This window comes from Bradyrhizobium australiense, from assembly GCF_013114825.1.
In the GTDB taxonomy this organism is placed as follows: Bacteria; Pseudomonadota; Alphaproteobacteria; order Rhizobiales; family Xanthobacteraceae; genus Bradyrhizobium; species Bradyrhizobium australiense.
In genome coordinates, this window is the sequence record NZ_JAAVLX010000001.1 from 731,479 (window position 1) to 745,979 (window position 14,501).

The 14,501-nt window shown below is 62.5% G+C and carries 11 protein-coding genes; 6 read left to right on the forward strand and 5 right to left on the reverse strand.

Annotation, left to right across the window (positions count from 1 at the left end):
* Positions 1-58: 58 nt before the first annotated feature.
* The 5 genes from HCN58_RS03285 to HCN58_RS03305 form a co-directional block, all read right to left on the reverse strand.
* Entirely contained in the window at positions 59-1,057 is a 999-nt protein-coding gene (locus HCN58_RS03285) for an ABC transporter ATP-binding protein (protein WP_171577915.1), read from the reverse strand.
* The gene (locus tag HCN58_RS03290) at positions 1,054-2,052 is read right to left on the reverse strand and encodes an ABC transporter ATP-binding protein (RefSeq protein ID WP_171577916.1); all 999 of its coding nucleotides are present in this window, start codon (positions 2,050-2,052) and stop codon (positions 1,054-1,056) included. Before HCN58_RS03290 ends, HCN58_RS03285 begins: the two co-directional genes overlap by 4 nt.
* A complete protein-coding gene (locus HCN58_RS03295; protein ID WP_171577917.1) occupies positions 2,049-3,020 on the reverse strand; it encodes an ABC transporter permease in 972 nt (323 codons plus the stop codon). Before HCN58_RS03295 ends, HCN58_RS03290 begins: the two co-directional genes overlap by 4 nt.
* Before the next feature lie 12 nt (positions 3,021-3,032).
* Positions 3,033-4,013 (reverse strand): ABC transporter permease, encoded by a 981-nt coding sequence (locus HCN58_RS03300; RefSeq protein ID WP_171577918.1) that lies wholly within the window; start codon positions 4,011-4,013, stop codon positions 3,033-3,035.
* A 105-nt stretch (positions 4,014-4,118) separates the two neighbouring features.
* Entirely contained in the window at positions 4,119-5,714 is a 1,596-nt protein-coding gene (locus HCN58_RS03305) for an ABC transporter substrate-binding protein (RefSeq protein ID WP_171577919.1), read from the reverse strand.
* 208 nt (positions 5,715-5,922) lie between these two features.
* Here HCN58_RS03305 and HCN58_RS03310 point away from each other — a divergent pair, with 208 nt between their 5' ends.
* From HCN58_RS03310 to HCN58_RS03335, 6 genes are all read left to right on the forward strand, one after another.
* The gene (locus tag HCN58_RS03310) at positions 5,923-7,176 is read left to right on the forward strand and encodes an NAD(P)/FAD-dependent oxidoreductase (protein ID WP_171577920.1); all 1,254 of its coding nucleotides are present in this window, start codon (positions 5,923-5,925) and stop codon (positions 7,174-7,176) included.
* A gap of 99 nt (positions 7,177-7,275) precedes the next feature.
* Positions 7,276-7,527 carry a DUF6489 family protein gene (locus HCN58_RS03315; protein ID WP_171577921.1) on the forward strand — a complete coding sequence of 84 codons (252 nt, stop codon included), beginning with the start codon at positions 7,276-7,278 and terminating at the stop codon, positions 7,525-7,527.
* A 68-nt stretch (positions 7,528-7,595) separates the two neighbouring features.
* Complete coding sequence (locus HCN58_RS03320) at positions 7,596-8,330, forward strand: esterase/lipase family protein (RefSeq protein ID WP_235983351.1); 735 nt, start codon at positions 7,596-7,598, stop codon at positions 8,328-8,330.
* Between the two features lie 155 nt (positions 8,331-8,485).
* Positions 8,486-10,030: a WS/DGAT/MGAT family O-acyltransferase gene (locus HCN58_RS03325; RefSeq protein ID WP_171577922.1), complete on the forward strand. Its 1,545-nt coding sequence runs from the start codon at positions 8,486-8,488 to the stop codon at positions 10,028-10,030.
* A 9-nt stretch (positions 10,031-10,039) separates the two neighbouring features.
* A complete protein-coding gene (locus HCN58_RS03330) occupies positions 10,040-11,035 on the forward strand; it encodes an alpha/beta fold hydrolase (RefSeq protein ID WP_171577923.1) in 996 nt (331 codons plus the stop codon).
* A 178-nt stretch (positions 11,036-11,213) separates the two neighbouring features.
* Complete coding sequence (locus HCN58_RS03335) at positions 11,214-14,450, forward strand: bifunctional cytochrome P450/NADPH--P450 reductase (protein WP_171577924.1); 3,237 nt, start codon at positions 11,214-11,216, stop codon at positions 14,448-14,450.
* Positions 14,451-14,501 lie beyond the last annotated feature (51 nt).

Below are 14,501 nucleotides of genomic sequence, written 5' to 3' on the forward strand. Positions count from 1 at the left end.
CACAGGCGAGGCTGGCTGCCAACCGGTGGCATGCCACGCATTGCTCCCATCCCCGTGATCATACCAAGGCCGCCGCTTCAACCGAATGGTTGACGGCATGGCAGGCAACACCGTCGATCAAAGCGGGCGCCTGCCGCCGGCAAAGGTCGAACGCCAGCGGACAGCGCGGGTTGAAGGCGCAGCCGGGTGGCGGATCGATCGGATTGGGGATCTCGCCCTTGACCGGAATGCGCTGCCGGCCGGACATCGCGAGATCCGGAACCGCGCCGAGCAGCATCTTGGTGTAGGGCATTCGCGGATTGGCGAACAGCTCGCGTCCTTCCGCAATCTCGACAATACGGCCGAGATACATCACGCCGATCCGGCTCGCCATGTGGCGGACCACGGCGAGGTTATGGCTGATGAAGAGATAGGTCAGGCCAAACTTGTCCTGCAGGTCGCGCATCAGATTGAGGATCTGCGCCTGCACGGAAACATCGAGCGCTGAGGTCGGCTCGTCGCAGACGATGAATTCGGCTTCGGAGGCCAGCGCACGCGCAATCGCGATGCGCTGGCGCTGGCCGCCGGAAAATTCGTGCGGATATTTTAGTCCATCGTCGGGGTGCAGGCCGACGAGGCTCAACAATTCGCCTACGCGCAGGCGAATATCGCGCTCGCCCTGGATCAGATCGAAAGCTCGGATCGGCTCGGACACGATGGCATCGACCCGAAAGCGGGGATTGAGGCTCGCGTAGGGGTCCTGAAAAATCATCTGGATGCGGCGGCGCAGCCGCTGCCGTGCTTGCGCTTGCCTGGCACTCGTCATCGAGACGCCGTCGATGATGACCTCGCCCGAACTCGGCGGCAGCAGTCCCACAACCATCCGCGCCACGGTGGTCTTGCCCGAGCCGGATTCCCCGACGAGAGCGAACGTCTCGCCCTTCCTGATGTCGAAGGTCACGCCATCGACGGCCTTCAGAAATTCCAGATGGCCGCCTTCCAGCACGCGATTGAGCCACGGCTTTGAGACGTCGAACACGCGGCGCAAATTCCTGACATCGACAAAGGGCGGACTCATGCCGCGGTCTCCTTCGCCGCTTCATGGGGCGTGGTATCGAAGAGATGACAGGCCACGGCGTGCGAGCCGTGCTTGAGCGGCTCCGGCCGGTCGACGCGGCAGCGGTCGAACACAAAGGCGCAGCGCGGATTAAATGGGCAGCCCGGCGGGATCGCCGACAGCCGCGGCATCGAGCCGGGAATTTGCACCAGCCGCTTGTCTTCGCCGGCGAGCGTTGGGATCGCGCCCATCAAGCCTTTCGCATAGGGATGCAGCGGGTTCTGCACCACATCCTGCACCGGGCCGATCTCGGCGATGCGGCCCGAATACATCACCGCGACCCGGTCGGAGGTCTCGGCGATCACGCCCATGTCGTGGGTGACCAGCATGACGGCGGTGCCGTGGTCGCGCCCGAGGCGTTTGATCAGCGAAATGATCTGCGCCTGCACGGAGACGTCGAGCGCGGTGGTCGGCTCGTCGGCAATGATCAGTTCCGGCTCGGCGCAGATCGCCAGCGCGATCACGACGCGCTGGCGCATGCCGCCGGAGAATTCGTGCGGATAGGCGTCGATGCGCTTGTCCGGCGCAGGGATTCCGACCTCGGCCAAGAGATCGACGGCGCGCTTGCGCGCTGCGGTCTCCGACAGATTCATGTGTGTTCGGATCGTCTCGACGATCTGGTCGCCGATCCGGTAGAGCGGATTGAGGCTCGTCAGCGGATCCTGAAAGATCATCCCGATCCGTTTGCCCCGGATGCGGCGGATTTCTTCCGGCGGCAGGTGATCGATCCGCGTCCCCGACAGATAGATCTCGCCGCCCGCGATGCGGCCGGGAGGATCGATCAGCCCGATCACGGCTAGTCCCGTGACCGATTTACCGGCGCCGGATTCGCCGACCACGCCGAGCACTTCGCCCTTGGCGATATCGAAGGACACGCCATTGATGGCGCGCAGCGTGCTGCGGCGGGTGAGAAATTCGACCTCGAGATTACGCACGGAGAGGACAGGAACGGTCATCGGAGTTTTGGATTGAGCGCGTCGCGCAGCCAGTCGCCGAGCAGGTTGATGGAGAGGATCAGTCCCGCCAGCGCAATGCCGGGGAAAGCGACGATCCACCATTCGCCGGCGAACAGATAATTGTTGCCGATCCGGATCAAGGTGCCGAGCGAGGGCATGGTGTCGGGCATGCCGGCGCCGAGGAACGACAGCGTCGCCTCGGTGATGATGGCGAGCGCGAGGTTGATGGTCGCGATCACCAGGATCGGTCCCATGGTGTTGGGCAGCACGTGCCGCAGCATGATTTTTGGCGCGGGCAGGCCGATCAGTTGCGCGGCCGCGACGTAGTCCTTGTTCTTCTCGACCATCACCGAGCCGCGCACGGTGCGGGCGTATTGCACCCAGAAACTGAGACCGATCGCGACCACCAGCACCGCCAGCGTGCTCATGGCATCCAGCCGGTTGCCGAACACGGATTTGGCGACGCCGTTGACCAAGAGCGCAATCAGGATCGCCGGGAAGGTGAGCTGCACGTCGGCGATACGCATGATCAGCCCGTCAATCGCGCCACCGACATAGCCTGCAATGAGGCCAAGGGTGATGCCGAGCGTGCCGGCAAAGATGACGCCGAGCACGCCGACGACAAGCGAAATCCGCAGGCCGTAGAGGATGGCGGAAAAGACGTCGCGGCCCTGTTCGTCGGTGCCGAGCAGGAACGGGCTCTGGCCTTCGGCGGTCCACAGCGGCGAGATGCGCGAATTCATCAATTGCAGTTGCGCCGGATCGAACGGGTTTTGCACCGCAAGTTGCGATGCAAAGATCGCCAGCAGGAAGAACAGGATGGTGACGGCCGCCGCCACCATCGTCATTCGGGACCGGCGGAACGAATAGAAAATGTCGCTGTCGAGCGCGCGCTTCAGCCAACCCGTGCCGGAACGCGCCGCCGGCGCATTCGGCTCTACTCGGTGTGGGACGACGGCGTCGGACATCGGATGTCTCGCTTATGCCGGACGGCGGATGGTCGAGCGCAGGCGCGGATCGACGATGGTGTAGAGAATGTCGACCACCAGATTGATGGTGACGAAAATCAGCGACACCATTAGCAGGTAGGCGGCCATGATCGGGATATCGACATTTTGCACGGCCTGTACGAACAACAATCCCATACCCGGCCACTGGAAGACGGTTTCGGTGATGATCGCAAATGCAATAACCGAGCCAAACTGCAAGCCAGCGACAGTGATGACGGGGACCAGCGTGTTCTTCAGCGCGTGGCCGAAATGGATCGCGCGCGTGGTCAGGCCGCGGGCGCGGGCGAAGCGGATGTAGTCGGTGCGGAGCACTTCAAGCATTTCGGCGCGCACCAGCCGCATGATCAAGGTCATCTGGAACAGGCCTAGCGTAATCGATGGCATGATCAGCGCCTTCAGGCCGGAAAGAGTGAGCAGGCCGGTGGTCCACCAGCCGATCCGCACCACGTCGCCGCGGCCGAATGAAGGCAGCCAGCCGAGCGTAACAGAAAACAGGTAGATCAGGAGAATGCCGATCAGGAAGGTCGGCAGGGAGATTCCGATCAGCGACACCGCCTGGAAGAATTTTGTCAGGATCGTATCGCGCCGCAGCGCCGAATAGACCCCCATCAGGATGCCGAACACCATCGCGAACACCGTGGCGCAGGCCGCGAGTTCCAGCGTCGCCGGCATCCGCTCCATCAGCAGGTTCGAAACCGGCTGGCGGAATTGGTAGGACACCCCGAACTTGAATTGCGCGGCGTTGCCGAAATAGCGCGCGAACTGCACCGGCACGGGATCGTCGAGCCCGAGCGACTTGCGCACCGCCTCGCGCTCGGCGGCCGGCGTATCCAGGGAGACAATCTGGTTGACGGGATCGCCAGCGAAACGGAACATCGAGAACGCGATGACGCCGACTGCGATCATGACGCCGATGGCCTGGATAGCGCGGCGAAGAGTGAAAGCGAGCATGTATTCCTTTCACTGCTCTCGTGGTGCGGCGGCGGACATCGCTGTCGCCTGGAAACGAAAAGTCCCGGAAGCCGCTAGAGCCACCGGGACCTGTGTCGAGCCCGACTAATCCTGTTTGGTTGCCCAGTAGAGCAGGACCTGATTGTCGGCGCGCTGGCTCAGTTTCACTTTCTTCGACACGCCCCAGGCCAGCGCCTGCTGGTGCAGCGGGATATAGCCGAAATCCTTTGCGGCGATCTCGAACGCTTCCTTGATCAGGAGGTCGCGCTTGTTGGTGTCGGTTTCCTGCAAGACCTTCTCTGCGAGTTCGTCGACCTTCTTGTTGCAGTAGCCGCCGAGATTGGCCTCGCCGCGATTGGACTTCGGATCGTCGCGACAGCCCATGATGTCATGCAGCACGTTGTGGGAATCGAGCGTGCCGGGCGTCCAGCCGAGCAGATAGAACGAGGTCTGATAGCCACCGGGCTTCAGCACCTTGGCGAAATACTGCGCCTTGGGCTGGGCCAGCAGCGTCACCTTGACGCCGATGCGGGCCAGCATGCCGACGACGGCCTGACAGATCGCGGCGTCGTTGACATAGCGGTCGTTGGGGCAGTCCATCGTGACTTCGAACCCATCGGGATAGCCGGCTTCGGTCAGAAGCTTCTTGGCGCCGTCGGGATCGAATTTCGGCCGCTTGAAGTCACCGGACAGCTTGAACAGTTGCGGGGCGATCATTAGCGCCGAAGGCGTCGACAGGCCGCGCATGACGCGGGTCTTGATCAACTCGATATCGATGGCCTTGAAGAAGGCCTCGCGCACCTTGATGTCCTTGAAAGGATTCTTGCCCTTGACGTTGGAGTAGAGCAGTTCGTCACGCACCTGATCCATGCCGATGAAGATGGTGCGAAGTTCCGGTCCCTTCAGCACCTGGGCGTTCTGGCTCGAATCCACCCGCGTAATATCCTGGATCGGAACTGGCTCGATGACGTCGACTTCGCCGGACAGCAGCGCGGCAACGCGTGTGGCATCGGAGCCGATCGGCGTGAAGATGATTTCCTTGAGGTTATGTTCGGGCTTGCGCCACCAGTTCGGGTTGGCCTTGAATACGGTCTTGACGCCCGGCTGGTGGCTTTCGACCGAAAAGGCGCCGGTGCCGTTGGCGTTGAGCGAGGCAAAGCTTGGTGTCGTTGCTGCCGCAGGCGTGGGTTCGACGGCGTTGTTGGCCTCGGCCCACTTCTTGCTCATGATGTACCAGGTATCCCATTGCGAATTGAGAATGGGATTGGGCGAGGTCAGGATGAAGTCCACCGTGTAGTCATCGACCTTGACGACCTTGGTACCGCTGGGAATGCGGGTCTGCAGGTTCGAGCCCTTCTTCTGAACACGTTCCGCCGAGAACACGACGTCGTCGGCAGTGAAGGGGTCGCCGTTCTGGAATTTCACGCCCTTGCGCAAATGGAACCGCCACCGGGTTGGCTCCGGCGTTTCCCATTTCTCCGCCAGAGCGGGGATGATCTTCAGATCCTTGTCGCGGGCGATGAGACCTTCAAAGATGTGCCCGAGATGGGCGTGGGTGGTGCTCTCGTTGAGCGTGTACGGGTCGAGCGACTTGAGGTCGCCCTGATTGGCATAGCGCAGGGTCTGGGCCGATGCCGGCGCCATTGCCACGGCTAGGATGCAAGCCGTGGCCGCTGCAAGCAAAGTCTGACGTACCGACATTTGTTCGATTTCCCCGCTTTGATCAGCAATTTCCGCCGGATATTGCCGAGCCATGTTGCCAGAGTCCAGCCGCCGCGCAAGCTTCATTATCCCGCACTGCGTGCCGGTTTGCGCGGCGGTGCGGCAATGACTAGTCTCAGCTTAAAATGACTAGTCTCAGCTCAAGACGTATGCGCAAGCACGTTACATTGAACTTCCGGAGTGCCGAATGGCGGAACTGAAGGCCGACGTTCTCGTCTTGGGTGCGGGCATGGTCGGCGTCAGCGCCGCTTTGCACCTGCAGAAACGCGGCCGGAACGTGGTTCTGATCGACCGCCATGACACAGCCGGCGAGGAAACCAGTTACGGCAATGGCGGGCTGATCGAATGCGCTTCGGTCTTTCCCTATATGTTTCCGCGGGACGTGGGCCAGATCCTGCGCTACGCGTTTCTGCGCGCGCCGCAGGTGCGTTACCATTTCAGGGATTTGCCCGCCTTCTTGCCGTGGCTGACGCGATATTTCCTCGCCTCTTCACCTGAGCGTGCACTGCACAGCGCAATGGCCGAATTGCCGCTGATCCAGCGCAGCCTGATCGAGCATGAGGCGCTGATTGAGGAAGCCAACGTGCCGGAGTTGTTGCGGCGGACCGGCTGGATCAAGCTGTTTCGTTCCGAGGCGACGCTTGCGAATGCGGTGCAGGATCTCAAGCGCGCGGGGCAGCACGGCGTCGCCGGCGAGGTGCTGGATCGGCCTGCGATCATGGCGCGCGAGCCGCATCTGATCGGCGATTTCAGCGGCGCGATCCATTTTCCCGCGCCGGGATTTGTCCCCGATCCCGGTGGGCTGGCCAAGGCCTATGCGGCGCTGTTCGGCCGCAAGGGCGGGCGCTATCTGGTCGGTGATGCCCGAACGCTCGAACAGGCGAGCGGACGGTGGCGGGTAGCAACCCTGGAAGGCACCATTACGGCACGCGAAGTCGTGGTGGCGATGGGCCCGTGGTCGGACCAGATCCTCGCGCCGCTCGGCTATTCGATCCCGCTTCAGGTCAAGCGTGGCTATCATTTGCACCTCAAGCCGCGCGGCAACGCGGTCTTGAATCATCCCGTGCTGGACACCGATCTCGGTTACCTCCTGGCGCCGATGAATCGCGGCATTCGGCTCACCACCGGCGCCGAGTTTGCCCACCGCGATGCACCACCAACGCCGATCCAGGTCGAGCGGGCCTTGCCGCGGGCCCACAGACTGTTCCCGCTGGGCGCCCCGGTCGACGCCAAGCCCTGGATGGGCGCGCGGCCCTGTCTGCCCGATATGCTGCCGGTCATCGGCAAGGCTCCCCGACACAGCGGGTTATGGTTCGATTTCGGTCACCAACACCACGGCCTGACGCTTGGACCCGCCACCGGCCGCCTGCTGGCCGAAATGATGACCGGCGAGACCCCGTTTGCCGATGTCAGGCCGTTTGCCATCGAACGCTTTGGTTGACCATATCGGGAATTGAGCGGGCCGGGGACCGGCTGTTGTCCTTGCGTGACTCGGTCCATCGTGGCGATACTGCAGCGAGGGCAGCGATAAGGAGCGGTCATGAAAGTTAACGTCGAAATCGATTGCACGCCGCTGGAGGCGAGGCAGTTCTTCGGATTGCCCGACGTCTCGCCGATGCAGACCGCTGTGATGGAAAAGATGCAGCAGCAGGTGATGGCAAATATCGAAAAGGTCTCGCCGGAGTCGCTGATCCAGAGCTGGTTCACGTTCGATCCCAAGGTTGCCGAGCGATTCCAGGATATGTTCGTGACCATGGCCGGGCTCGGCGGCATGGCCAAGAAGGACAAGTGAGAGTGGCCATCGCGGAAGGCGGTGCGGCAACGGAAGAGAAGCGGCTTCGGCCGCCAAGTCTCTTCCTGATGCTGGCCGAAACGCGGGCGCTGTTCGAACTGAACTCGAGCCTGTTGCTGTCGCCGCTCTTATTGCGCGCGCCGAGGGGCGATGGGCATCCGGTGCTGGCGCTCCCGGGCTTTCTCGCCAGCGATCTTTCGATGGCGCCGATGCGGCGCTATCTGAAAGAACTCGGCTACGACACCTATGCTTGGGATTTGGGCCGCAATTTCGGCGGCGTCGCTTCCAAGCGCGGAGCAGTGCAAGGTCTGCTGAGGCATATCTATGAAGCCACTGGCCGAAAGGTCAGTCTCGTTGGCTGGAGTCTCGGTGGCGTCTATGCGCGCGATCTCGCACTGCAGATGCCGGACATGGTGCGCTCGGTGATCACACTCGGCAGCCCGTTTGCCAACGACATCCGGGCGACAAATGCCACGCGGCTCTATGAGGCGTTGTCAGGGGAAACCGTCGACGACAATCCGGAAATCCGTTTGGCGATCGCCGGTGACCTGCCGGTGCCGGCGACCTCGATCTATTCCCGGACCGACGGCATCGTGAACTGGCACACCAGCCTGTTGCGCCCCTCCGCAACCGCCGAAAACATCGAGGTGCACTTCGCCAGCCATATCGGGCTCGGCGTCAACCCCGCAGCATTGTGGGCAGTAGCCGATCGCCTGGCGCAGGCGGAGGGCGAATTTAAGCATTTTGACCGATCAGGACCATTTGCCATTGCCTACGGCCCCGCCGAAAATGCACAATCCTGAACCAACGCGCTGAGCCAAGGGCGTAATCGCGAAAAGTCCCGTTCTGCAATTGATGCAGGATGGCTGTCGGCTTTCGGATATGCTCCAATAAAAAAGACATTCCAGACGCCAGAAGCGCCGCCAAGGCGCCGCGTTTTCTACTGCGGGAGGAAAATATGGCGGACGCCAGGAAGCTGTCTTCGCTGGACGCGTCGTTTCTGTATCTGGAAACCCCGGAAATGCCGATGCATGTCGGCAGCATGGCGATCTTCCGCCTGCCCGACGACTACAAGGGCGACTTCTTCGAAGAGTTCAAGGCGATGATCGCCTCGCGGCTGCACATCGCGCCGATCCTGAAAGCCCGTCTGCAGAAGGCGCCGCTCGACATCGATCATCCGTCCTGGGTGGAGGACGACCAGTTCGATATCGACCGCCACATCTTCCGCGCCAGCCTGCCGGCGCCGCGCGATCGCGCGACGCTGGAGCGCATCGTCGGCTGGATGCATGCCAAATTGCTCAACCGCGCCCGCCCGCTCTGGGAGTTCTATGTCTTCGAAGGCATGAAGGACAACGAGATCGGACTTTATTCCAAGATGCACCACGCCTGCATCGACGGTGGCGCCGGTGCCGCGCTCACCAGCATGATCTACGACATCACGCCGGTGCCGCGTCAGGTCGATCCGCCGACGGCGCGCAAGGTGGCGCCGGAGCCGCGCGACATTGCCGCCAATCTGATCGATTCCTACCAGCAGCTCTGGACCCAGCCGTTCGACCCTAAGGCGGCGCCGAAGAGTCTCGAACTGCCGCGCTCGGGAAAAAGCGATCTCGGCTCGATCCTCTTCGATAACGCCATGTTCCAGATCGAGAGCGCGGTAAAATTCGCCAGCAGCATTCCGACGATGCTGAAGAGCATGTCCGACGTAGTCGGCAAAATTTCGGATCCGAAGTCGCGCGACAGCCTGGCCAGCATGGCCTCGCCGCCGACCATCCTCAACAAGACGATCTCGTCGGAACGCAGCTTCGCCGGCACCTCGATCTCGCTGTCGCGCGCAAAGGGGCTGGCAAAGGCGTCCGGCGGCAAGCTCAACGACGTCGTGCTGGCGCTGTCTTCAGGCGTGGTGCGGCGCTATTTGATCAGCCAAGGCGCACTGCCCAGCAAATCCCTGACGGCTGCGGTGCCGATCTCGCTGCGCGAGGAGGGCAACGCCGAAGCCAACAACCAGGTGTTCGGCATGATCTGCGCGATCGCCACCAATGTCGACGATCCCAAGACGCGGCTGGAAACCATCATCGCGCAATCCACCAAGTCGAAGGAGATGTCGCATCCGCTGCGGGCGCTGATGCCGCAAGTCTCCAACCTCTCGATGCTGGGCGCGCCGATCGTGACCCAGATCCTTGCGCTGCTCTACAGCCGCTCCAACCTCTCCGACGTGCTGCCGCCGGCGGCCAACATCACCGTATCAAACGTGCCGGGGCCGCGGCAGACGCTGTATGCCGCCGGCGCTGAGCTGCTGCACATCTTCCCGGTGTCGATCTCGACGCACGGCATTGCGCTCAACATCACCGTGCAGAGCTACCGCGACCAGCTCGATTTCGGCTTCATCGCCGGCGCCAACATCATTCCGCATGTCCAGGTTCTCTGCGACATGCTCCCGCTCGAATTTGAAGCGCTGGAGGCGGCGTTCGCACCGCCGCCGAGCATGACCAGCGCGGCTGAATAGGAACTTGCCATGATTGAAATGCCGGGAGTGCAGTTCGCCCAGGTGAACGGTATTCGCATGGGCTATTACGAGGCGGGACCCACATCCGACAAGCCGCCGGTCATTCTCTGTCACGGCTGGCCAGAAATCGCGTTCTCCTGGCGTCACCAGATCAAGGCGTTGAGCGAGGCCGGCATCCGCGTGATTGCGCCGGATCAGCGCGGCTACGGGTCCACCGACCGGCCCGAGCCGGTCGAGGACTACGACATCGAGCACCTGACTGACGATCTAGTCGGCCTGCTTGATCATCTCGAGATCGACAAGGCGATCTTCGTCGGTCACGACTGGGGCGGCTTCGTCGTCTGGCAGATGCCGCTGCGGCATATCGATCGCGTCGCGGGCGTTGTCGGTGTCAATACCCCTCACATGGACCGCGCGCCGGCGGATCCCATCGAACTGTACCGCATGCGCTTCGGCGACCAGATGTATATCGTGCAGTTTCAGGACCCGGCGCGCGAACCCGATCGAATATTCGGCAGCCGAGTCGAGCAGACCTTTGATGCGTTCATGCGCAAGCCGGTGCCACGCAGCGACACCGCGCCCGCAGACCAGCCGGTCGCCGGTATTGGCGCCTCGCCCAGGCTCAACCTGGCGTTTCCACAAATGATCGCCGGCTACGACGCCAAACATGATCCGCGCACGCCGATCCTGAGCCCGGAGGAAAAGAAGGTGTTCGTCGATACCTTCACTAAAACCGGCTTCACCGGCGGCATCAATTGGTACCGCAATATGTCGCGCAACTGGCAGCGTTCGGAGTGGCTGGACCACACCGTGCGGGTACCATCGCTGATGATCATGGCCGAAAACGATCACGTGCTGCCGCCATCGGCTGCCGACGGCATGGAGAAGCTCGTCCCCGATCTCGAAAAATATCTCGTGCGCGACAGCGGCCATTGGACACAGCAGGAAAAGCCGGACGAGGTCAGCGCCAAGCTGATCGAATGGCGTAGAAGGCGGTTTGGGTAGAGCGTACGGCGCAGGTTGTTATTGCGAGCGAATTGTCTCGCATCGTCATTCCGGAGTGATGCGAAGCATCGAACTATGGTGCGAAATTACGCACCTGAGATCTCGAGATTCCGGATCTGGTCCTTCGGACCATCCCGGAATGACGGGGAATGAGGCAGGGCAGGGAGACACTTCGACAATGGCGTCCAGCAACAAACTTAGTCCGATCCCGCATCCGCCGAAGAAACCCGTCGTCGGCAACATGCTGTCGCTGGATCCCAATGCGCCGGTGCAGCATCTGGTCAAGCTCTCCAAGGAGCTCGGGCCGATTTTCTGGCTCGACATGATGGGCGCGCCGATCGTGATCGTCTCCGGGCATGATCTGATCGACGAACTCTCCGACGAGAAGCGTTTCGACAAGACGGTGCGCGGCTCGCTGCGCCGCGTTCGCGCCGTTGGCGGCGACGGACTGTTCACGGCTGATACGTCGGAGCCGAACTGGAGCAAGGCGCACAACATCCTGCTGCAGCCGTTCGGCAACCGCGCGATGCAATCCTACCACCCGAGCATGGTCGATATCGCCGAGCAACTCGTGAAGAAATGGGAGCGGCTCAACGCCGACGAGGAAATCGACGTCGTGCACGACATGACGGCGCTGACGCTCGACACCATTGGTCTCTGCGGCTTCGACTATCGCTTCAACTCGTTCTACCGCCGCGACTATCACCCGTTCGTGGAATCGCTGGTGCGCTCGCTCGAGACCATCATGATGACCCGCGGTCTGCCGCTGGAAAATCTCTGGATGCAGAAGCGGCGCAAGACGCTCGCACAGGACGTCGCCTTCATGAACAAGATGGTCGACGAGATCATCGCCGAGCGCCGCCGCAACGCGGAAGCCGCCGAAGGCAAGAAGGACATGCTGGGCGCCATGATGACCGGCGTCGACCGCTCAACCGGCGAGCAACTCGACGACATCAACATCCGCTACCAGATCAACACCTTTCTGATTGCGGGCCACGAGACCACCAGCGGACTTCTCTCCTGCACGATTTACGCGCTGCTCAAGCATCCGGAAGTGCTGAAGAAGGCGTATGAGGAAGTCGACCGGGTGCTCGGCCCCGATATCAACGTGAAGCCGACCTATCAGCAGACCACCCAGCTCACCTACATCACGCAGATTTTGAAGGAGGCGCTGCGGCTGTGGCCGCCGGCACCGGCGTATGGCATCACGCCGCTCAATGACGAGACCATCGGCGGCAAGTACAAGCTGAAGAAGAATACGTTCATCACCGTGCTGGTGATGGCGCTGCACCGCGACCCCAGCGTCTGGGGCCCGAACCCGGACGTCTTCGATCCGGAGAATTTCAGCCGCGAGGCTGAAGCCAGGCGGCCGATCAACGCCTGGAAGCCGTTCGGCAACGGCCAGCGCGCCTGCATCGGTCGCGGCTTTGCGATGCACGAAGCGGCGCTGGCGATCGGCATGATCCTGCAGCGCTTCAAGCTGATCGATGTGCATCGTTACCAGATGCACCTGAAGGAAACGCTGACGGTCAAGCCGGACGGCTTTAAAATCAAGGTCCGCCCGCGCGCGGACAAGGATCGCGGCGCCTTGGCCGGCCGTGCCGCCGTTACGACCGCTGCCTCGAGCGCGGCGGCGCCGCAGGCGCGAACCCGTCCGGGACACAACACGCCGCTGTTGGTGCTCTACGGTTCCAACCTCGGCACGGCGGAAGAACTGGCGACGCGGGTGGCTGACCTCGCCGAGGTCAACGGCTTTGCCACAAAACTCGGCACGCTCGACGACTACGTCGGCAGATTACCGGAGCAGGGCGCGCTGCTGATCTTCTGCGCCTCCTATAATGGCGCCGCCCCTGATAACGCCACGCAGTTCGTCAAATGGCTGGACAGCGGCCTGCAGAAAGATGCGTTCGCCAAGGTGCGCTACGCCGTGTTCGGCTGCGGCAACAGTGACTGGGCCGCGACGTACCAGTCCGTGCCGCGCATGATCGACGAGCAGTTGGCGGTGCACGGCGCGGGCAGCCTCTACGCCCGCGGCGAGGGCGATGCCCGCAGCGATCTCGACGGCCAGTTCGAAAAATGGTTCGCGGCGGCTGCACCTGCGGCGATGAAGGAATTGGGTATCGATTCCGGCTTCGCCCGCAGCGCCGACGACGCACCGCTCTATTCGATCGAACCGGTGGCGCCTTCCGCGGTCAACGCCATCGTGACCCAGGGCGGCGTCGCGCCGATGAAGGTGCTGGTCAATGCCGAACTGCAGAACAAGGCCGGCGCCAATCCTTCCGACCGCTCGACCCGCCACGTCGAGGTGGAATTGCCGCCGGGTATGACTTACCGCGTCGGCGACCATCTCAGCGTGGTGCCGCGCAATGATCCGGCGCTGGTCGATTCCGTCGCGCGCCGCTTCGGTTTTCTGCCCGCCGACCAGATCAGACTTCATGTCGCCGAAGGCCGCCGCGCGCAATTGCCGGTCGGCGATGCCGTGTCGGTCGGCCGGTTGTTGACCGAATTCGTCGAGTTGCAGCAGCTCGCAACCCGTAAGCAGATCCAGATCATGTCGGAGCACACGCGTTGCCCCGTTACCAAGCCGAAGCTACTCGGCTATGTCGGCGACGACCAGACGTCCACGGAGCGTTACCGTTCGGACGTCCTGGCCAGGCGCAAGTCGGTGTTCGATCTTTTGGAAGAGCATCCGGCCTGCGAACTGCCGTTCTACGCCTATCTGGAAATGCTGTCGCTGCTGGCGCCGCGGTATTATTCGATCTCCTCCTCGCCTTCGTCCGATCCGTCGCGCTGCAGCGTCACCGTGGGCGTGGTGGAATCGCCCGCGAGTTCAGGGCGCGGCGTCTACAAAGGCGTTTGCTCGAACTATCTCGCCGGACGCCGCGTAGGCGATTTTGTGCATGCCACCATACGCGAGACCAAGGCCGGCTTCCGGCTGCCGGACAATCCGGCCCAACCCGTGATCATGATCGGCCCTGGCACGGGGCTGGCGCCATTCCGCGGCTTCCTGCAGGAGCGCGCACACCGGAAGGCGCAGGGGGCAAAACTCGGTCCTGCGATGCTGTTCTTCGGCTGCCGCCATCCCGAACAGGATTTTCTCTATGCGGACGAATTGAAGGCTTTCGCCGCTGATGGCGTGACCGAACTGTATACCGCATTCTCGCGCGCCGACGGACCGAAGACCTATGTGCAGCATCAGGTGGCGGCGCAGAAGGACCGCGTCTGGAGCCTGATCGAGCAGGGCGCGATCGTCTATGTCTGCGGCGACGGCGGCAAGATGGAGCCCGACGTCAAGGCCGCGCTGGTTGCGATTTATCGCGAGAAATCGGGCGCTGACGCCGATGCCGGCCTGCGCTGGATCGACGATCTCGGCACCAGGAACCGCTACGTGCTGGATGTGTGGGCGGGGGGATAGATCTTGCTCCGCTGTCGTCCTCCGCGAAGGCGGAGGACCCCGTACGCCGCG